This window comes from Allostella sp., from assembly GCF_041913585.1.
Classification (GTDB): Bacteria; Pseudomonadota; Alphaproteobacteria; order ATCC43930; family Allostellaceae; genus Allostella.
The window spans coordinates 1-18367 of the sequence record NZ_JAYSFE010000081.1; the positions used below are offsets into that span (position 1 = coordinate 1).

The 18367-nt window shown below is 73.1% G+C and carries 18 protein-coding genes and 1 tRNA gene; 3 read left to right on the forward strand and 16 right to left on the reverse strand.

Features of this window, described 5'->3' with window-relative positions; all coding sequences use genetic code 11:
- From ACE3Q3_RS15505 to ACE3Q3_RS15540, 8 genes are all read right to left on the reverse strand, one after another.
- Positions 1-1460, reverse strand: a 1460-nt coding sequence (locus ACE3Q3_RS15505; RefSeq protein WP_374447599.1) for a M81 family metallopeptidase, incomplete at its 3' end; no start/stop codon positions are given.
- 67 nt (positions 1461-1527) lie between these two features.
- Complete coding sequence (locus tag ACE3Q3_RS15510; RefSeq protein WP_374447601.1) at positions 1528-3087, reverse strand: M81 family metallopeptidase; 1560 nt, start codon at positions 3085-3087, stop codon at positions 1528-1530.
- A 94-nt stretch (positions 3088-3181) separates the two neighbouring features.
- The gene (gene nadC, locus ACE3Q3_RS15515) at positions 3182-4042 is read right to left on the reverse strand and encodes a carboxylating nicotinate-nucleotide diphosphorylase (RefSeq protein ID WP_374447603.1); all 861 of its coding nucleotides are present in this window, start codon (positions 4040-4042) and stop codon (positions 3182-3184) included.
- Positions 4042-5034 (reverse strand): quinolinate synthase NadA, encoded by a 993-nt coding sequence (gene nadA, locus ACE3Q3_RS15520; protein WP_374447606.1) that lies wholly within the window; start codon positions 5032-5034, stop codon positions 4042-4044. Before nadA ends, nadC begins: the two co-directional genes overlap by 1 nt.
- A 74-nt stretch (positions 5035-5108) precedes the next feature.
- Positions 5109-6074 (reverse strand): hypothetical protein, encoded by a 966-nt coding sequence (locus tag ACE3Q3_RS15525; RefSeq protein ID WP_374447608.1) that lies wholly within the window; start codon positions 6072-6074, stop codon positions 5109-5111.
- A 4-nt stretch (positions 6075-6078) separates the two neighbouring features.
- The gene (locus tag ACE3Q3_RS15530) at positions 6079-7137 is read right to left on the reverse strand and encodes a M48 family metalloprotease (protein WP_374447609.1); all 1059 of its coding nucleotides are present in this window, start codon (positions 7135-7137) and stop codon (positions 6079-6081) included.
- A gap of 26 nt (positions 7138-7163) precedes the next feature.
- Positions 7164-7721, reverse strand: a complete 558-nt coding sequence (locus tag ACE3Q3_RS15535; RefSeq protein WP_374447611.1) for a LemA family protein — start codon at positions 7719-7721, stop codon at positions 7164-7166.
- A gap of 97 nt (positions 7722-7818) precedes the next feature.
- Positions 7819-7893: transfer RNA gene (locus ACE3Q3_RS15540), tRNA-Gln, on the reverse strand.
- Positions 7894-8010: 117 nt separating this feature from the next.
- Between ACE3Q3_RS15540 and queC the strand changes: the two genes are divergently transcribed.
- A complete protein-coding gene (queC, locus tag ACE3Q3_RS15545; RefSeq protein ID WP_374447612.1) occupies positions 8011-8718 on the forward strand; it encodes a 7-cyano-7-deazaguanine synthase QueC in 708 nt (235 codons plus the stop codon).
- On the opposite strand, the gene ACE3Q3_RS15550 is transcribed toward queC, so the two are convergent.
- The 3 genes from ACE3Q3_RS15550 to ACE3Q3_RS15560 are packed head-to-tail and all read right to left on the reverse strand — an operon-like array spanning position 8712 to position 11832.
- Positions 8712-9023, reverse strand: coding sequence for a hypothetical protein (locus tag ACE3Q3_RS15550; RefSeq protein ID WP_374447615.1), 312 nt, complete (start codon positions 9021-9023; stop codon positions 8712-8714). The genes queC and ACE3Q3_RS15550 overlap by 7 nt on opposite strands.
- Before the next feature lie 15 nt (positions 9024-9038).
- Positions 9039-10445 (reverse strand): MBOAT family protein, encoded by a 1407-nt coding sequence (locus ACE3Q3_RS15555; RefSeq protein ID WP_374447616.1) that lies wholly within the window; start codon positions 10443-10445, stop codon positions 9039-9041.
- A 28-nt stretch (positions 10446-10473) separates the two neighbouring features.
- A complete protein-coding gene (locus tag ACE3Q3_RS15560) occupies positions 10474-11832 on the reverse strand; it encodes a GDSL-type esterase/lipase family protein (protein ID WP_374447618.1) in 1359 nt (452 codons plus the stop codon).
- Between the two features lie 56 nt (positions 11833-11888).
- Between ACE3Q3_RS15560 and ACE3Q3_RS15565 the strand changes: the two genes are divergently transcribed.
- Both ACE3Q3_RS15565 and ACE3Q3_RS15570 read left to right on the forward strand, forming a co-directional pair.
- Positions 11889-12626, forward strand: coding sequence for a DUF459 domain-containing protein (locus ACE3Q3_RS15565; protein ID WP_374447619.1), 738 nt, complete (start codon positions 11889-11891; stop codon positions 12624-12626).
- A complete protein-coding gene (locus ACE3Q3_RS15570) occupies positions 12619-13761 on the forward strand; it encodes an alpha/beta hydrolase family protein (protein ID WP_374447621.1) in 1143 nt (380 codons plus the stop codon). The genes ACE3Q3_RS15565 and ACE3Q3_RS15570 overlap by 8 nt, the downstream gene beginning before the upstream one ends.
- A gap of 22 nt (positions 13762-13783) precedes the next feature.
- On the opposite strand, the gene leuB is transcribed toward ACE3Q3_RS15570, so the two are convergent.
- The 5 genes from leuB to trmD all read right to left on the reverse strand — a co-directional run bounded on the left by leuB (position 13784) and on the right by trmD (position 18273).
- A complete protein-coding gene (gene leuB, locus ACE3Q3_RS15575) occupies positions 13784-14896 on the reverse strand; it encodes a 3-isopropylmalate dehydrogenase (RefSeq protein WP_374447623.1) in 1113 nt (370 codons plus the stop codon).
- Positions 14897-14987: 91 nt separating this feature from the next.
- Positions 14988-15608, reverse strand: coding sequence for a 3-isopropylmalate dehydratase small subunit (leuD, locus tag ACE3Q3_RS15580; RefSeq protein ID WP_374447625.1), 621 nt, complete (start codon positions 15606-15608; stop codon positions 14988-14990).
- A gap of 22 nt (positions 15609-15630) precedes the next feature.
- Positions 15631-17040 (reverse strand): 3-isopropylmalate dehydratase large subunit, encoded by a 1410-nt coding sequence (gene leuC, locus ACE3Q3_RS15585; RefSeq protein ID WP_374447627.1) that lies wholly within the window; start codon positions 17038-17040, stop codon positions 15631-15633.
- A 79-nt stretch (positions 17041-17119) separates the two neighbouring features.
- Positions 17120-17524 (reverse strand): 50S ribosomal protein L19, encoded by a 405-nt coding sequence (gene rplS / locus ACE3Q3_RS15590; protein WP_374447629.1) that lies wholly within the window; start codon positions 17522-17524, stop codon positions 17120-17122.
- Positions 17521-18273 carry a tRNA (guanosine(37)-N1)-methyltransferase TrmD gene (gene trmD, locus ACE3Q3_RS15595; RefSeq protein ID WP_374447631.1) on the reverse strand — a complete coding sequence of 251 codons (753 nt, stop codon included), beginning with the start codon at positions 18271-18273 and terminating at the stop codon, positions 17521-17523. Before trmD ends, rplS begins: the two co-directional genes overlap by 4 nt.
- Positions 18274-18367 lie beyond the last annotated feature (94 nt).

Below are 18367 nucleotides of genomic sequence, written 5' to 3' on the forward strand. Positions count from 1 at the left end.
ACGTTGCGGAACTCGAAATTGCCGAGATTGGGCGAGGTCAGGCCGGGCACGTCGGCCTCGATGACCTGCTCGGGACGGAAATATTTCGAGAAGCCGGCGCGGAAATGGCCGCGCGACTTGACGACGACCGTGCGCGCGCCGGTCACCGACACGCCGAGATTCTCGAAATAGCCGGGGTCGATCGTCTGCTGGCGCTTGCTGATGACGGCGACCGTGACGGTGCCGACCCGCAGCACCGCCGTCGGCCCGAGATCGACCGTCATGCCGGCGCGCGAGCCGCCCTCCTGGCCGACGAAGACCCCGTCCGAGAGGCCGACCACGGTCGCCGGCAGCGTCAGCCGCTCGGAGCGCGGATCGTCCTCGGCACGGTTGAACTGCGCCTCGAAGGCGGCGCCGACGCCGAGCCGGTGCGCCTCGGCGGCGAGCGGTGCGTCGAAGAGGTGGCCGAGGACGACCCCCTCCGCCTTCGCCGCATGGAGCGCCTTCAGCAGCCACAGCGTGTTGCCGCGGCCGCCGCCGCCCGGGTTGTCGGCGACGTCGGCGATCACGGCGGCCGGCAGCGCCGGGTCCGCCGCCCGGGCGAGCGCGCCCTTCACGCAATCGTCGAGCGACGTCAGGCGCGGCACGAAGCGGTGGCGCTGGGCCCAGGTCCGCTCCGCCAGTTCGCGGCACAGGCTGCGGGCGCGGGCGGCGTCGTCCCGGGTCGTGACGATGAAGGCCATGCCGTTGTAGGGCGTGTCGCCATAGGTGAAGCCGCCCAGGATCGAGACGTTGAGGACGGTTCCGTCGAGCTTGGTCTGGCCGTAGTCGATGATCTCGCCGTAGGGGCCGGAGGCCGTCAGCTGGGTCACCTGCGGGGCCATCAGCGGCAGGCGGATGAAGGCCTTGGCCGTCCTCATGCCGGCGAGCAGGTCGCGCATCGCCTTGGCGCATTCGCGGCCGCGCGCGACCTGGTCGACATGCGGGTTGGTGAGGTAGGCCGAGATGTAGTCGGTCGTCTCGACCATCTCGTCCGAGACCATGGCGTGGAGGTCGAGGATGGTGACGATCGGCACCGACGGGCCGACGATCGCGCGCGCCATGGCGTAGAGCTCGCCGTCCGGATCGTGGCTGCCGGTCGAGATCGAGGCGCCGTGCTCGGCGAAATAGACCCCGTCGAGCGGCATCGCCGCCTCCAGCCCGCGGCGCATCTCCTCCTTCAGCTCGAGATACAGGGCGTGATCCAGCGGACCGGCGGCGCCGGCATCGGCCAGCACGATCGGCACCGGCGTCCACGGCCCGCTCTCGTCCATGCCGCGGACGAAGCCGACGGTGCCGCCGGTGACGCGCGGGTGCTGGGCGCGCGCGTCGTCGACGAGCGCGGCGCCCGAGGTGATGCGGAGGTCGGCGCGGCGGACGACGGGCGCCCAGCGGTTGCCTTCGTGATGCAGGCCGAGCACGGCGATGCGGGGGGCGGTCATGACGGGTCCTTCGGCAGGGTCGGTCGGCAGGCGACGGTCAGTTGGGCGGCGGTCAGTTGGCCGGCGGTCAGTTGGGCGGCGTCCACTCGGCATCCATGTCGAGCGGGTAGATCGGCCGGCGGACGCTCCGGAAGTCGAAATTCTCCAGCCGCGGCGAGGTCAGGCCGGGCACGTCCGCCTCGATCACCTGGTCGGGCTGGAAGTGGCGCAGGAAGCCGGCGCGGAAGTGGCCGCGCGACTTGACGACAACGGTGCGCGCGGTCGCCACCGGCACGCCGACATGCTCGAAATAGCCCGGATCGAGGCACTGTTGCCGGCGGGTGATGACGACGACGGTGACGTTGCCGACCTGCAGCGCCGCCGTCGGCCCGAGATCGACCATGGTGCCGGCGGCGCTGCCGTCGACGGCACCGGCGAAGACGCCGTCCGACAGGCCGACCACCGTCGCGCGGGCGGTGAAGGGGCGCGAGCGCGGCTCCGTCTCCGCCCGGTTGAAGAAGGCGTCGAAGCTGGCGCCCATCCCCAGCCGGTGCGCCTCGGCCGCCAGCGGCGGGTCGGTGAAGACGCCGAGCACCACCCCCTCCGCGCCGGAGGCGTAGAGCGCCTCCAGGAGCCAGGTGGTGTTGCCGCGGGCGCCGCCGCCCGGGTTGTCGGCGACGTCGGCGATGCAGATCGGCCGGCGCCCGCGATCGCGGCCGGTCTCGACCGCCAGGCGCACGCACTCGTCGAGGCTCGTCAGCTTCGGCAGGAAGCGCTCGCGACCGGCCCAGACGCGCCCCGCCAGTTCCTTGCAGACCTCGCGCGCGCGGGCGCCGTCGCCGCGGGTGGTGACGATGAAGGCCATGCCCTGGTCGGGCGTGTCGCCATAGGTGAAACCGCCCAGGATGGAGACGTTCATCACCGTTTCGTCGACCTTGGTCTGGCCGTAGGCGATGATCTCGGCATAGGGGCCGGCGGCGGTCAGCTGGGAGACCTGCGGCGCCATCAGCGGCAGGCGGATGAAGTGGTGCTCCGTCTTCAGCCCCGCCAGCAGTTCGCGCATGGCGACGGCGGCCTCGCGGCCGCGCGCCGACTGGTCGGTGTGCGGGTTGGTGCGGTAGGCGACGAGGAGGTCGGTCGCCTGCACCATCCGGTCGGAGACGTTGGCATGGAGGTCGAGCGTGGCGACGATCGGCACGCCGGGACCGACGATGTCGCGGGCCATCTGGAAGAGCTCGCCGTCGGGGTCGAGCTCCTCGGTCGTGATCGAGGCGCCGTGCTGGGGGAAGTAGACGCCGTCGACCGGCAGCGCCGCCATCAGGGCCTGGCGCATGTGCTCGCGCACGCGGACGTACCAGCCATGCTCGATGGCGCCGGCCGCGCCGCAATCGAGATAGGTGATCGGCACCGGCGTCCATGGCCCCGTCACGTTCATCGCCCGGACGAAGCCCCAGAGCCCGCCCATCGAGCGCGGCTTGGCGGAGGTGGCGTCGGCCATCAGGGCCTCGCCGTCGAGCCGGCCCCATTCCCTGGTGTCGGCCTCGGTCAGCGGCGGCGCGAAGCGGCTGCCCTCGTGATGGATGCCGAGGATGGCGATGCGCGGGCTGGCAGAGCCGTCTCGGGCAGACGAGGGGCGTGCGAGAATCATGGCGGCCTTCAGTGGGAGATCGGGGCGAGGGGAGAACCGGCCGCCAGGATAGCCCCAGTTGCCCACCCTCCATCAACCCTCCCGGGGCTGCCCCCTACTCCGCATCCAGTCCGAGGTCGAGCGCGGGGGCGCTGTGGGTGATCCAGCCGGCGGAGACGATGTCGACCCCGGTGGCGGCGATGGCGCCGACGGTGGCGGCGGTGACGCGGCCCGACGCCTCGGTGACGGCGCGGCCGGCGACGACGGCGACGGCGCGGCGCAGGATGCCCGGCGGCATGTTGTCGAGCAGCACGGCATCGGGTTCTTCCGCCATCGCTTCGGCGAGCTGGTCGAGGTCGTCGACCTCGACCTCGACCTTGACCATGTGGCCGACGGCGCGGCGGGCGCGGCGCACCGCCTCGGCGACGCCGCCGGCGACGGCGATGTGGTTGTCCTTGACGAGCACCCCGTCGTCGAGGCCGAAGCGGTGACTGACGCCGCCGCCGGCCCGCACCGCGTGCTTCTCCAGCGCGCGCAGGCCGGGCGTCGTCTTGCGGGTGCAGGTGATGCGCGCCGGGTGCGGACGCGCGGCGGCGACGAGGCCGGCCGTCGCCGTCGCGATGCCGGAGAGGTGGCAGAGGAAGTTGAGCGCCACCCGCTCGGCGGTGAGGACGGCGCGGGCCGGCCCGTCGAGGCGCAGCACCGCGTCGCCGGGCGCGACGGCGGCGCCGTCCGGGCGCTCGACCGCGACCCGGACCGCGGGATCGACGAGACGGAAGGCGATGGCGGTGGTCGCGGTCCCGGCGACGACCCCCGGCTGGCGGGCGACGACGGCGCCGCGGAAGCGCGCGCCGGCCGGCACCACCGCCATCGTCGTGATGTCCCCGGCGCGGCCCAGGTCCTCGATCAGCGCCGCGCGCACGATCGGTTCGACCAGCAGGTCGGGCAGCGGCTCGACGATCGGACGGGCGGACATCAGCGCACCGCCAGCATGCGCTCGACCGCACGCCGCGCGCGATCGGCGATCGCCGGGTCGACCTCGACCCGATGCGTCATCGTCTCCAGCGCCCGGCGGACATTGCCGAGGTCGATGCGCTTCATGTGCGGGCAGAGGTTGCAGGCGCGCACCAGTTCGACCTCCGGCACCTCGGCCGCGACATTGTCGCTCATCGAACACTCGGTCAGCAGCAGCACCCGAGGCGGCCGCCGCGCGCGCACCCAGTCCGTCATCTGCTGGGTCGAGCCGACGAAGTCCGCCGCCGCCAGCACGTCCGGCGGGCACTCGGGATGGGCGATCACCTCGATCCCGCCATGGGCGCGGCGGACGCGGGCGATGTCGGCGGCGCTGAAGCGCTCATGCACCTCGCAGTGGCCGTGCCAGGAAATGATCCGCTTGGTCGTGCGGCCGGCGACCCAGGCGGCGAGATACTCGTCGGGCAGGAAGAGCACGGCGTCGCCCGGCAGCGATTCCACCACCCGCTGCGCGTTCCCGGACGTGCAGCAGATGTCCGCCTCCGCCTTCACTGCCGCCGAGGTGTTGACATAGACCGCGACCGGCACGCCGGGATGGCGTTCGCGCAGCAGGCGGACGTCGGCGGCGGTGATCGAATCGGCGAGCGAGCAGCCGGCCGCCGGGTCGGGGATCAGCACCGTCCGGTCGGGATTGAGGAGCTTCGCCGTCTCGGCCATGAAGTGGACGCCGCAGAGGACGATGACCTCCGCCTCGGTCCGCGCCGCCTCGCGCGCCAGCGCCAGCGAGTCGCCGACGATGTCGGCGACGCCGTGGTAGATGTCCGGCGTCTGGTAGTTGTGGGCGAGGATCACGGCATTGCGCCGGCGCTTCAGGCGCAGGATGGCGTCGATGTCCTCGGCCACCTCGTGCCACTCCGCCGCCGGAATGATCCCGTCGAGGCGGCGGCGGGCGGCGTCGAGCCGCGCCCCGTCGGAAACCCGTTCGGCCACCCGCATCGCGTCCTCCTTATACTCGATATGAGTATTTATGAGGCTTATTCTATTGCTGAGTATAAGGCTGTCAACCCCGGTCAGGCGGCCGACGTCCGCGGGCGGGGCAGGCGCAGGCCGGGCGCCGGGCGCTCCAGCAGCACGTCCGGCCGGAAGCGCAGCAGGCGGGCGGGTCGGCCGCCGGTCTCCCCCGTGACCTCGCCGGTCTCCTCGACCAGTCCCTGCTGCTCGACGAGACGGCGGAAGTTCGGCTTGTGCAGGCGGATGCCGGCCAGTCCCTCGACCGTCTGCTGGAGCTGGAGGAAGGTGAAGGTGGGTGGCATCAGTTCGAAGACGATCGGCCGGTACTTGATCTTGCCGCGCAGGCGGCCGATGGCGGTCGCGAGGATGCGGCGATGGTCGGCCCGCATCGGCTCGCCGACGCCCGACCGGGCGGCGCCGCCGGCCTCGGCGACGAGCCCCGCCTCGTAGAGCAGTTCGTAGCGTTCGAGCACCCGGTCCTCGATCCAGCCGTCGGCGCCGATGCCGAAGGTCGCGGCGAGCCGGTCCCGCCGCGCCTGGCGCTCGCCGACGCCGGCGGCATCCTCCGCCCAGGCCAGCAGCCGCGCCTCCAGCCGGTCGACCAGGGCCGGGCGGCCGGCACGCCGGTCCTCCCAGGGGAACCAGCGATACCAGTTCTCCCAGGCGGCGTCGGCGCTGCCGGCGGGCCGGGCCTCGCGGACCAGCGCGAGATAGCCGATCGACAGCGCCCGCGCGCCGGCGGCAGCCGCCCGGTCACGGTCGCCGAAGGTGTAGAGCTGCTCGACATGGCCGAGGCTCTGGCGCGTCTGCTCGGCGACCCAGGCGCGCAGGCCGGCCTCCAGCGTGCGATGGGCGGCCTCGAGCGGGCCGGACGGCAGCCCCGGGGCCTCGCCGCCGCCGCCACACAGCACCAGCACCGTCGGGCCGGCGGGCGTCGCCGCGACAATGGCGGCGCTGAGCTCGACCGTCACCTGGTCGCGATCGGGCGGAGCGTCGTCGGAATCGGGCGGCCGGCCATCGGACATGGCGCTATCGTAACCCGGGAACCATTGCCGCATCACGACCGGCGGAACCGGAGCCGTCGGGCGGCTCCGCCGCCATCGGGCCGGGGTCGCGACCGCCGGCGAAGGCGACCAGGGCGGCGATGCGGTCGGCCACGCTCGGATGGGTCGCCGTCAGGCGGGCGAAGACGCCGGGGCGCGGCGGATCGTCGATCAGCAGGGCATGCAGGTCGGCCGGCACCCCGGGCATGGCCGAGCGTCCCTCGATCTTGCGCAGGGCGGCGATCAGGGCGTCGGGGTTGTGCGTCAGCTCGACCGCGCCGGCGTCCGCCATGAACTCGCGGGCGCGGGAGAGGGCGAGGCGGACGGCGACGGCCAGCACTCGCGCCAGCACGATGCAGGCGACCGCGACCAGCACCAGGACCAAGGCGGCGCCGGCATTGCCCTTGCGCTCGCCGCCCGCGCGCCGGCCGCCGCCGCCGATCCGGACATACCGTCCGCCGCGCCCGATCAGGTCGGCCAGCAGCGACAGGATGCCGACGAAGACCGTCGCCACCATCAGCATCCGCACGTCGCCATGGCGGATGTGGCTGAGCTCGTGCGCCAGCACCGCCTCGACCTCCGCCGGCTCCAGCGCGTCCAGCAGGCCGCGGGTGACGACGATGGTGTACTGGCCCGGCCTCACCCCGGCGGCATAGGCGTTGCGTGCCGCGGTCTCGATGATGCCGAGGCGCGGCGTCGGCAGGCCGCGGGAGATGCAGAGCGTCTCCAGAGCCGCGTGCAGCTCCGGGGCGGCGCGGCGGTCGACCATGCGGGCACCGGTCATGGCGCCGACCAGCCGGACGTTCCAGAACCAGGCGACCGCGAACCAGGCGAGCGCCGCCGCCGCCGACAGGGCCGCCAACAGCGGCAGCCGGCGGGCCGCGTCCGCGAGGCCCTCGCCGATGCTCCCGGCCTCGCCCGCGGCCAGCAGCAGCGCCACCGCGTAGGCGACGAGCAGCAGCAGGAGGGGGAAGCCGGCGAGCAGCAGCAGCGAGCGCAGCCCGTTGTTCCAGAGATGCGTCTTGAGGCCGACGGCGGCCATCATGGTGGCGGACGTCCCGGCCGCCGGGTTCAGAAGGCGACGCGCGGCGGCGCCTCGACGACCTGGCGCTCGTCGGCGCCGAGCTCGAAGAACCCACGGGCGCGGAAGCCGAGCGCGCCCGCGAAGAGCACCGCCGGCACCTGCTCGATGGCGGCGTTGAACTCCGAGACGGCGTTGTTGAAGAAGCGGCGGGCCGCCGCGATCCGGTTCTCGAGATCGGACAGGTCGCGCTGGAGCTCGAGGAAGTTCGCCGCGGCCTTCAGCTCGGGATAGGCTTCGGCGAGCGCGAAGAGCCGGCCCAGCGCCCCCGACAGCGCCGCCTCGGCGCGGCCGGCCTCGTCCGGGCCATGGGCCGCCGCCGCGGCATTGCGGGCGGCCACGACTTCGGCCAGCGTCTGGCGCTCGTGCCCGGCATAGCCCTTCACCGTCTCGACCAGGTTGGGCACCAGGTCGTGCCGCTGCTTCAGCTGCACGTCGACGTCGGCCCAGGCCTGGTTGGTCGTCTGGCGCAGGGCGACCAGCCGGTTGTAGACGATGACCAGCCACAGCACGACCGCGGCTGCGATCCCGATCGCGATCCATTCCATCGCCGAGCCCCCTTCCCTCGCGACGCGGCACGACGGGCGCGTCGTGCCACGCGGCTACGTCGCCGCAGGGTAACGTCCGGTTCAGTGGCTGTCGCGCTGGCTGGGGCGCCAGGATTCGAACCTGGGAATGGCGGAATCAAAATCCGCTGCCTTACCACTTGGCTACGCCCCAATCGCGAGCCGGCGCGGGCGGCGGGCAAACTAGAGGGCGGCGCGTCCGCGAGCAAGCATGGCCCGTCCCGTGCTATCGACGGACCTGGACCTTCCCTCGCCAGCCCGGGTGCTCCCGATGTCGCACGCCGACGAACCAGCCCTCGTCCTGCTCTCCGGCGGACAGGATTCCGCCACCTGCCTCGCCTGGGCGCTCGACCGTTTCGGCCGGGTCGAGACGCTGGGCTTCGACTACGGCCAGCGCCATCGCGTCGAGCTCGACTGCCGCCCCCGCCTGCGCGACGGCATGGCGCGCGTCCGGCCGCAATGGGCGGAGCGGCTCGGCCCCGACCACCTGCTCGACCTCTCGACCCTGGGCCGGATCAGCGAAACGGCGCTGACCCGCGACGCCGAGATCACGATGACGGCCGCCGGCCTGCCCAGCACCTTCGTGCCCGGCCGCAACCTGCTCTTCTTCACCTACGCCGCCGCCCTCGCCTACCGCCGCGGCATCCGCCACCTCGTCGGCGGCATGTGCGAGACCGACTATTCGGGCTATCCCGACTGCCGCGACGACACGCTGAAGGCGCTGCAGGTGGCGCTGACCCTCGGGCTCGACCGGCGGGTCACCATCCACACGCCGCTGATGTGGCGCGACAAGGCCGCGACCTGGGCGCTGGCCGAGGCGCTGGGCGGGGCGGCGCTGGTCGACCTGATCCGCGAGGAGACGGTGACCTGCTATCTCGGCGACCGGACGCATCGCCACGCATGGGGCTATGGCTGCGGCACCTGTCCTGCCTGCGAACTGCGCCGCGCCGGCTGGGAGGGGTACCGGCCGGCTCAGTAGTCGCCGGCGCCCTCCAGCCGCCGGGCGAGCGCCCGCAGCGCCGCGTGCGGCTGGTCGAGACCGACGGCGCGGGCGGCGCCGTCGAGCGCGTCGACCAGCCCGATCAGCTGGTCGGTGCCGGGCCAGAGCGGCAGGTCGAGGACCGCGCGGGCCTGTTCCGCGGTCGTTCCTGCGACCAGCACCAGCACCGCCAGCGCCAGCGCCGCCCCGGCCCGCCGCGCCGGCACCACCGCGGTCTTGCGGGTGAAGAGATCGGGCGGGGCGCCGGGGGCGGGTTCGCCGCCGTCGAGCCAGGGCTGCCGCATCGGGACCGTCTCCCGTCAGAACTGGAAATAGATGAAGGGGGCGACGCCGTCCGGCCCGATCGCGTCGATCGCGACCAGGGCCGCCCCGGCGAGCAGGCCGAAGGCCCAGGCCGGCCAGGTGCGGAACGCCGCCTCGACCCGGCCGAGCCAACCCGCCGGCAGCCAGTGGAGGGCGAGGCCGAGCAGGATCAGCCCGACCGTCCAGCCGGTCGCCCGCGTCCCGACCTCGCCCGCGCCCAGGAAGAGACCTGCAAAGACCTCCCCCGCCATCGCGGCGTCGGGGCTGCGGAAGAGGATCCAGCCGGCGCAGACGAGGTGGAAGACGAGGATCGCCGCCAGGAGGCCGCGCCAGCCGGCGGCGCCCTTCCAGCCGGCGGCCCGCTCGACCGCCAGCGCCAGCCCGTGCAGCAGGCCCCAGAGCACGAAGGTCCAGGCGGCGCCGTGCCAGAGACCGCCCAGCAGCATGACGAGCAGCAGATTGGCCATGGTCCGGCGCGGGCCGCGGCGGTTGCCGCCGAGCGGCCGGTAGAGATAGTCGCGCAGGAAGCTCGACAGCGAGATGTGCCAGCGCCGCCAGAACTCCGCCAGCGAGCGGGCGCGGTAGGGCTGGTCGAAGTTGCGCGGGAAATGGAACCCGAGCAGCGCCGCGACGCCGATCGCGATGTCGGAATAGGCCGAGAAGTCGCAGTAGATCTGGACCGCGTAGCCGTAGGTGGCGAGCCACAGGTCGAGCGCGCCGTGGGCGGCGGGATCGGCGAAGACCGGGTCGACGAGGCCGGTCGCCAGCCCGTTGGCGATCACCGTCTTCTTGAAGAGCCCGCCCAGGATCAGCAGCCCCGCCATCACCAGCGGCACCCGGTCGGCCCGGGGCGGGGCCGCGAGCTGGGGCAGGAAATGCGCTGCCCGCACGATCGGCCCGGCGACGAGATGCGGGAAGAAGGCGATGTAGAGGAAGACGTCGAGCGGATCGCGGGCGGCCCGCGCGTCGCCGCGGGCGACGTCGACGACGTAGGAGATGCCCTGGAAGGTGAAGAAGGAGATGCCGACCGGCAGCACGATCTCCAGCAGCGGCAGCGGCAGGGCAAGGCCGAGGCGGGCGCCCAGCGCCAGCAGTTCGGGACCGAAGAAGCCGTAGTACTTGAAGACCCCCAGCGTCAGCAGGTGCAGGCCGACCGAGGCGGCGGTCACCGCCCGGCGCGCCCTGGTGCCCTGCGGCAGGCGGTCGAGCAGGAACCCGGCGAGCCAGGAATTGGCCGCGCTGCCGATCAGCAGCGCCAGGAAGGACGGGTGCCAGCTGGCATAGAAGAACCAGCTCGCCAGCAGGAGCATCGTCTTGTCGAGGCGCGGCCGGTCCGCCAGCGACCAGTGGGCGGCGAAGACGACGCAGAAGAAGACCAGGAACTGGACGGTCGGGAACAGCATGGGGCGGCGGCCGGCCGCGGAGCCCGGGTCAGGATACCTTGCGGCGGCGCGCGTAGCCGTCGATCAGGAAGCGGGCGAGCTGGTCGGCGGCGGCGGCATAGCCCTCGGCCGTGAAATGGACGCGATCGGCCTGGGCGAGCGGCGGGTTGGCGCGGGTCATGGCATCGACGCCGCACGGCCCGCGGGTCAGCCGCGACCAGTCCCAGTAGGCGACGCCGAGGCGGGTCGCCTCTTGTCGCAGCACCGTCTTGACCATGGCGAGGTTGGGCGGCTCCTTCCAGCGGCAACCGGCCGGGCGCCGGCCGCGCAGCGGCGCGGTGCGGCTCGAGATCGCGGAATCGGGCGGCCCGACGAGCAGGATCGCCGCCCGCGGAACCGCCCGGCGCAGCGCCGCCACGCGCTCGTCGATGACGGCGCGGAAGCGGCTTTCGGGCAGATCCGGCGAGAAGGCCTCGTTGGTGCCGAAGGCGAGGATGACGAGCGCCGGATCGCGCTGGCGCAGCTCGGCGGCGACGAGCTCCGGGTCGAGGTTCGCCAGCATCGAGAGCTGGGCGCCGTTGACGCCGTGGCTGTCGACGACGAGGCCGCGCCGCCGCACCAGCCGCCAGCCGATCAGCTCGGCCGGGCCGTCCGTCGCCTCGATGGCGACCCGCGTGGTGCCGCGCGGCAGGTCGGCCACCAGCCCGGCGACGCCGCCCTCGCCGCCGGTCGCGACGGTGCCGAGCGGGCAGTCGTCGGCCAGCACGCGGATGCCGCCGCCGCCCGGCGTGCGCACGAAGCCGGCGGTCAGGCGCTCGAAGCCGGCGGGCTCGCTGGCCGTCGCGACCAGGGCCGCCCCCGGCTCGTCGGCCCGCAGGCGGTAGAGGCTGAGGCCGAACGGACCCGGCGTCGTGGCGCGCAGGCTGTTGACGCCGGTCCAGCTTCCGGTCTGCTGGACCTCGGCCAGCGGGTTGCGGTAGGCCCGTTGGGTCGGCCGCCCCGGCATGGCGCCCGGCCCGGCGGAGCCGAAGCGCGCCTGCAGGCGCTCGCGCAGCCGGCCGGAGAAGTAGTTGGCGGCCATGTGGCTGTCGCCGAGGATGACGATCGCGACCGGCTCGGCCGCCTCCCGGCGATCGAGCCGGGCCAGCGCCTCGTGGAAGGGTGCCAGCGGCTGCCCCCGGCTCGCCATCGGCCGCTCGACCGCCGGCCGGGCGGCACCCGGGGGCTCGACGCGGAGCGGGTCCGGCCGGCTGCTGCCGCAGGGGCCCGGCATGCCGGCGGTCGCGGGCGCGGCCGGCGCCTGGATCGGGGCCGACCGCCCCGACCCGCATCCGCCGAGGCCGACGAGGACCGCCATCGCCGCCAGGGCGGTGCGGACGGCCGGCGCGGGGACCTTCGATCCGATCATGGCCGGTGGTATTCTTGCGGACGGGTTCCGGTGTCCAGCCGAAATTGCGAGGAGCGATGATCGTCAGCCGCCGGCGGGCCCTCCTGTGGTCCGCCCTCGCCCTTTGCGCGTCCTTCGGCGCCGCCGCTCGCCCGGCGGCCGCCGACGCGGAACGGCCAATGCGGATCGCCGTCATCGGCGATTCGCTGGCCCAGGGACTGGGCAGTTCGCTCGCCATGCGCGCCCGCCAGATCGGCCGGATGACCGTGCTCTCGGCCGGGGTGCAGTCGACCGGCTTCACCCGCTATCACGATCTCGACTGGCGCACCAAGCTGCAGACGGTGGTGACCGAACGCCGCCCGGATGCCGTCGTCATGTGGATGGGCCTCAACGATTTCCGCTCGATCGTCGATCCCGAGACCCATCGCCGCCATGAGTTCGCCAGCCCGGACTGGGTCCGGATCTATGCGCAGCGCATCGACGAACTGATCGACGTCGTCAAGACGGCCGGCATTCCGCTCTACTGGGTGGCGCTGCCGGCCCTGCGCGACGAGACCAACAATCGCGGCATGCGCACGATCAGCCGTCTGCAGGAGGAGCGGGTGGCGGCGCGCAACGAGCGATGGGTGCCGATCGCCCAGGCGGTCGAGGGGCCGGACGGCAGCTACATGGCCTATCTGCCGGACACCGGACGCGGGCCGCGCCGGCTGCGGGCCGACGACGGCGCCCATTTCGCCGAGATCGGCTACCGCCTGGTCGCCGACCTCGTGCTCGAGCGCATGGCGGTGACGACGCGGACGGCCGCCGGTGGCTGACCAGGGGCGGCGCCGGACGGGCCTCCCGGCGGCGGCCCGCTGCCTCCTCGCCGCGCTGCTGCTGGTTCTCCCGGCGGCCGTGCCGGCCGCCGCCCAGGCGCGGTTCGACGGGCTGATCGAGGGCCCGGTCCAGGTCGCGATCGAGCCCGAGGCCGGTGCGCCGGCCCTGGCCCTCTCCGGCTATCTCGCCCGGCCGGACCGGGCCGGGCGCTTCCCGATGGTGGTGCTGACCCACGGCGCCCCGCGGGACCCGGCCGAGCGGGTGACGATGCGGGCCGAGGGCGCCGCCCGGCAGGCGCGCGACTTCGCCCGGCGCGGCTGGGTCGCGCTGTCGGTGCTGCGCCGCGGCTACGGCGCCTCGGGCGGCGCCTTCGTCGAGGCGGCCGGCCCGTGCGAGGATCGCGCCTATGCCGCGGCCGGCCGCGCCGCGGCGGTCGACCTGCGCGAGGCGGCGCGCTGGCTCGCGCGGCAGGACTGGGCCGATCCGGGACGGCTGCTGCTGGTCGGCGTCTCCGCCGGCGGCTTCGCGGCGACGGCGCTCGCGGCCGACGCGCCGCCGGGACTGGTCGGCGTCGTCAGCTTCGCCGGCGGCCGCGGCTCGCGCGGACCGAACGACGTCTGCCGGCCGGACCGGTTGGTGGCGGCCTTCGCCGAATACGGGCGCACGGCGCGCGCGCCCGCCCTCTGGATCTATGCCGAGAACGACCTCTTCTTCGGCCCCGACCTGTCGCGCGCCATGCATGCGGCCTATGCCGCCGCCGGCGGCGCGGCCGAGTTCCACCTGCTGCCGCCCTTCGGGAGCGACGGGCACACGCTCTATGGCCGCGCCCCGGAACGCTGGTGGCCGCTGGTCGATGCCTTCCTGCGCCGCCTCGGCCTGCCGACATGGTCGCCCGATGCGCTGCGGCCGGACGGCCTGCCGGCGGCCGGAGACCGTCATCGCGCCGCCTTCGACCGCTACCTCGCCGGGCCGGGAGAAAAGGCCTTCGCCGCCTCGCCCTCGGGCCGGTTCGGCTGGTCCACCGGGCGCGATTCGACCGCGGCCGCGGTCGAGGCGGCGCTCGGCTTTTGCCGCGGCAGCGGCGACGATGCCGGCTGCCGTCCCTATTTCGTGAACCTGGCGCCCGCCCCCTGAGGGAAGGCGGGCGCCCGCCGGATCAGCGGCCGAGACGGTCGAGCGCGTCGAGGATCGCGTCGCCCATCTGGCTGGTCGAGACCTTGGTCGAGCCAGCCTCGGCGATGTCGGCCGTGCGCTTGCCCTCGGCCAGCACCCGGCTGATCGCCTGGTCGACGAGGTCGGCGTCCGCGGCCAGGTCGAACGAGTAGCGCAGCATCATCGAGTAGCTCATCAGCTCGGCGAGCGGGTTGGCGATGCCCTTGCCGGCGATGTCGGGCGCCGAGCCGTGGACCGGCTCGTAGAGCGCGCGGCGCCGGCCGGTCGCGTCGGTGGCGCCGAGCGAGGCCGAGGGCAGCATGCCGAGCGAGCCGGTCAGCATCGCCGCGCAGTCCGACAGCATGTCGCCGAAGAGGTTGTCGGTGACGATGACGTCGAACTGCTTGGGCCAGCGCACGAGCTGCATGGCGCAGTTGTCGGCGTACATGTGGCCGAGCTCGACGTCCGGGTGCTTCGCCGCATGCAGCGCCGTCACCGTCTGCCGCCAGAGCACGCCCGAATGCATGACGTTGGCCTTCTCGACCGACGTCACCTTGTTGCGCCGCTTGCGCGCGAGGTCGAAGGCGACGTCGGCGACGCGCTCGATCTCGGGCGTGGTGTAGACCTGGGTGTCGAAGCCCCGCTTGGTGCCGTCGGGCAGCGTCTCGATGCCGCGCGGCTCGCCGAAATAGACCCCGCCCGTCAGCTCGCGGATGATGAGCAGGTCGAGCCCCTGGACGATCTCCGGCTTCAGCGACGAGGCGCCGACCAGCGGGTCGAAGACCACCGCCGGCCGCAGGTTGGCGAAGAGGTCCATCTCCTTGCGCAGCCGCAAGAGGCCGCGCTCGGGCTTCTTCTCGAACGGCAGGTCGTCCCATTTCGGGCCGCCGACCGACCCGAACAGGACGGCGTCGGCGTCCATGGCGTCGGCCATCGTCTCGTCGGTCAGCGGCGTGCCGTGCTTGTCCAGCGCGGCACCGCCGCACAGCCCCTCCTGGAGGTCGAAGCCGACCGCGCGATGCTTGGCGAACCAATCGACGACGCGGCGCACCTGGCCCATCACCTCGGGGCCGATGCCGTCACCGGGGAGAACGAGAATCTTCTTGTTGGCAGCCATGGGCGTCCTCGTCAGATCGCGAGCGGAAGGCAGGGGCAGGAAGGGCGGGGGGCCGCCGGTGCGGCGCCCCCCCCGGGGAAGAATGCCGGGATCAGCGGGCCGCGGGCTGCAGCCAGGGCTGGCTCGCCCGCTGACGGCTCTCGTAGGAATCGATCCGCTCGCCCTTCTCCATCGTCAGGCCGATGTCGTCGAGCCCGTTGAGGAGGCAGTGCTTGCGGAACGGGTCGAGGTCGAAATGGATGACCTCGCCGTCCGGCCGGGTGATCGTCTGCGCCTCGAGATCGATGGCGATCTTGGCGTTCGCGCCCTTGCGGGCGTCCTCCATGAGCTGGTCGACCACCGCCTGCGGCAGGGCGATCGGCAGGATCCCGTTCTTGAAGCTGTTGTTGTAGAAGATGTCGGCGAAGCTGGGCGCGATGATGCAGCGGATGCCGAAGTCGAGCAGCGCCCAGGGCGCGTGCTCGCGGCTCGATCCGCAGCCGAAATTGTCGCCGGCGATCAGGATCTCGGCGTTCCGGTACTGCGGCTGGTTCAGCACGAATTCCGCGATCTCGGAGCCGTCCGGGCGCCGCCGCAGCTCGTCGAAGAGGCCCTTGCCGAGGCCCTTGCGCTCGATCGTCTTCAGGAACTGCTTGGGGATGATCTTGTCGGTGTCGATGTTGATCATCGGCAGCGGCGCCGCGACGCCGGTGAGCTGGGTGAACTTCTGCATCGTCCGTTCCTCCCGTCGAAACTCAGGCCGCGAGTTCGCGGACGTCGGCCAGGCGGCCGCTGACGGCGGCGGCGGCGGCCATCGCCGGGCTCACCAGGTGGGTGCGCCCGCCGCGACCCTGCCGGCCCTCGAAGTTGCGGTTCGAGGTCGAGGCGCAGCGCTCGCCCGGCTGCAGCTTGTCGGCGTTCATGGCGAGGCACATCGAGCAGCCCGGCTCGCGCCAGTCGAACCCGGCCTCCTGGAACACGCGGTCCAGCCCCTCGGCCTCCGCCTGCTCCTTCACCAGACCCGAGCCCGGGACGATCAGGGCGTGGACGCCGGCGGCCACCCGACGCCCCTTGGCGACGGCGGCGGCGGCACGGAGGTCCTCGATCCGGCCGTTGGTGCACGAGCCGATGAAGACCTTCTGCACCGGCACCTCGGTCAGCGGCATTCCCGGCGTCAGGCCCATGTAGGCGAGCGCCCGCTCCATCGCCGCGCGCTTCGCCTCGTCGGCGATCTCCGCCGGGTTCGGGACCCGCGCGGTGATCGGCAGCACGTCCTCGGGGCTGGTGCCCCAGGTGACCTGCGGCGCGATGGCCGCGGCGTCGATCCGCACTTCCTTGTCGTAGACGGCGCCCGGATCGGTGGGCAGCGTCCGCCAGTAGGCGACGGCCTGCTCCCAGGCGGCGCCCTTGGGCGCCATCGGCCGGCCGGCGAGGTAGGCGAAGGTGGTCTCGTCCGGCGCGATCAGGCCGGCCCGCGCGCCGCCCTCGATCGTCATGTTGCAGACGGTCATCCGCCCCTCCATCGAGAGGTCGCGGATCGCCTTGCCGGCATACTCGATGACGTGCCCGGTGCCGCCCGCCGTGCCGATGCGCCCGATGATCGCCAGCACGAGGTCCTTCGCCGTCACCCCGAACGGCAGCTCGCCGTCGACCGCCACCAGCATGTTCTTCGCCGGCCGCTGGATCAGCGTCTGGGTGGCGAGCACATGCTCGACCTCGGACGTGCCGATGCCGAAGGCGAGCGCGCCGAAGGCACCGTGGGTCGAGGTGTGGCTGTCGCCGCAGACGATCGTCGTGCCCGGCAGGGTGAAGCCCTGCTCCGGCCCGATGATGTGGACGATTCCCTGGCGCACGTCCTCGACCGGGAAGTACGGCACCCCGAAGGCGGCCACGTTCTTCTCCAGCGTCTCCACCTGCAGGCGCGATTCCGGATCGTCGATGCCGGCCTTGCGGTTGAGGGTCGGGATGTTGTGGTCGGCGACGGCGAGCGTGGCGTCCGGGCGCCGCACCTTGCGGCCGGCCATGCGCAGGCCCTCGAAGGCCTGCGGGCTGGTGACCTCGTGCACGAGGTGGCGATCGACGTAGAGGACGCAGGTGCCGTCCTCCTGGCGATCGACGACGTGGCTGTCCCAGATCTTGTCGAAGAGCGTGCGCGGCTTGGCCATGGCAGGAGCGATCCTCGGGCTTTCTCCGGCGCGGGTTCGGCCCCCTTCGGGATTGCAGGTCCCCCGGGGGCGCCCGGCCCTACTGCTTGTTGGCGGACTTCTTGGCGGCGGCGGCCTCGCCCATCGGCTGGCTCTTCTCGGCGATGCGCGCGGCCTTGCCGGTGCGACCGCGGAGATAATAGAGCTTGGCACGGCGCACGTCGCCGCGGCGGACGACGTCGATCGCCGTGATGCGCGGCGAATAGAGCGGGAAGATGCGCTCCACGCCCTCGCCGTAGGAGATCTTGCGGACCGTGAAGCTCGAGTTGATCCCGGCATTCTTGCGGGCGATGCACACGCCCTCGAACGCCTGGACGCGCTCGCGCTCGCCCTCCACGACCTTGACGCTGACCCGCAGCGTGTCGCCGGGGCCGAACTCCGGCACCCCGCGCTCTGCCAGCAGCTTTTCGACCTGCTCGGCCTCGAACTTCTGAAGCACGTTCATCGCGACTTTCCTTCCTTCACTGCCGACGGCGCCTGCCGGCGGGCCCACAGGTCGGGACGACGCTCGCGTGTCGCCGCCTCCGACTGCGCCCGCCGCCAGGCGCGGATATTCTCGTGATGGCCCGAGGCCAGGACCTCGGGCACCTTGCGCCCCCGCCACTCCTGGGGACGCGTGTAGTGGGGGTATTCGAGCAGCCCCCCCTCGAAACTCTCCTCGGCCAGCGTCTCCGCGTCGCCCATCACGCCCGGCAGCAGCCGGACGCAGGCGTCGATGAGGACGATGGCCGCCGGCTCGCCACCGGACAGCACATAGTCGCCGACGCTGATCTCCTCGACCGACCAGGCGTCGAGAACGCGCTGGTCGACGCCCTCGTAGCGGCCGCAGAGCAGCGTCACCCGCCGTGCCGCCGCCAGTTCGCGGACCCGGGCCTGGGTCAGCGGCCGGCCGCGCGGCGAGAGATAGATCAGCGCCTCGTCCGCCGGCCGCTCGCGCTCCGGGCCGGTCACGCCCATGACCGCGGAGAGGGCGGCGTCGATCACGTCCGGCCGCATCACCAGCCCCGGGCCGCCGCCGAAGGCGGCATCGTCCACGGAGCGGTGCCGGTCGGTCGCGAAATAGCGGATGTCCACCGCCTCCAGCGACCACAGGCCGGCCGCCAGCGCCTTGCCGGCAAGCGAATGGCCGAGCGGCCCCGGGAACATCTCCGGGAACAGCGTCAGCACCCGGGCGGTCCAGGCGGGCGCGCTCACGACACCCCCTCGGCCGCGTCGGCGGTCCCGCCCCGCTCATCGGCCCCGTCCCGCTCGTCGGCCCGCACCGGGTCGAGCAGTCCGGCCGGCGGAT

Excerpts from the sequence above, each read along its gene's own strand:
- queC (WP_374447612.1), top strand. The coding sequence starts at position 8,011 with ATGTCGCACGCCGACGAACCAGCCCTCGTCCTGCTCTCCGGCGGACAG.
- nadC (WP_374447603.1), bottom strand. The coding sequence starts at position 4,042 with ATGTCCGCCCGTCCGATCGTCGAGCCGCTGCCCGACCTGCTGGTCGAA.
- ACE3Q3_RS15555 (WP_374447616.1), bottom strand. The coding sequence starts at position 10,445 with ATGCTGTTCCCGACCGTCCAGTTCCTGGTCTTCTTCTGCGTCGTCTTC.
- leuB (WP_374447623.1), bottom strand. The coding sequence starts at position 14,896 with ATGGCTGCCAACAAGAAGATTCTCGTTCTCCCCGGTGACGGCATCGGC.
- ACE3Q3_RS15525 (WP_374447608.1), bottom strand. The coding sequence starts at position 6,074 with ATGTCCGATGGCCGGCCGCCCGATTCCGACGACGCTCCGCCCGATCGC.
- leuD (WP_374447625.1), bottom strand. The coding sequence starts at position 15,608 with ATGCAGAAGTTCACCCAGCTCACCGGCGTCGCGGCGCCGCTGCCGATG.
- ACE3Q3_RS15510 (WP_374447601.1), bottom strand. The coding sequence starts at position 3,087 with ATGATTCTCGCACGCCCCTCGTCTGCCCGAGACGGCTCTGCCAGCCCG.
- rplS (WP_374447629.1), bottom strand. The coding sequence starts at position 17,524 with ATGAACGTGCTTCAGAAGTTCGAGGCCGAGCAGGTCGAAAAGCTGCTG.
- ACE3Q3_RS15535 (WP_374447611.1), bottom strand. The coding sequence starts at position 7,721 with ATGGAATGGATCGCGATCGGGATCGCAGCCGCGGTCGTGCTGTGGCTG.
- ACE3Q3_RS15550 (WP_374447615.1), bottom strand. The coding sequence starts at position 9,023 with ATGCGGCAGCCCTGGCTCGACGGCGGCGAACCCGCCCCCGGCGCCCCG.
- nadA (WP_374447606.1), bottom strand. The coding sequence starts at position 5,034 with ATGCGGGTGGCCGAACGGGTTTCCGACGGGGCGCGGCTCGACGCCGCC.
- leuC (WP_374447627.1), bottom strand. The coding sequence starts at position 17,040 with ATGGCCAAGCCGCGCACGCTCTTCGACAAGATCTGGGACAGCCACGTC.
- ACE3Q3_RS15530 (WP_374447609.1), bottom strand. The coding sequence starts at position 7,137 with ATGATGGCCGCCGTCGGCCTCAAGACGCATCTCTGGAACAACGGGCTG.
- ACE3Q3_RS15565 (WP_374447619.1), top strand. The coding sequence starts at position 11,889 with ATGATCGTCAGCCGCCGGCGGGCCCTCCTGTGGTCCGCCCTCGCCCTT.
- ACE3Q3_RS15560 (WP_374447618.1), bottom strand. The coding sequence starts at position 11,832 with ATGATCGGATCGAAGGTCCCCGCGCCGGCCGTCCGCACCGCCCTGGCG.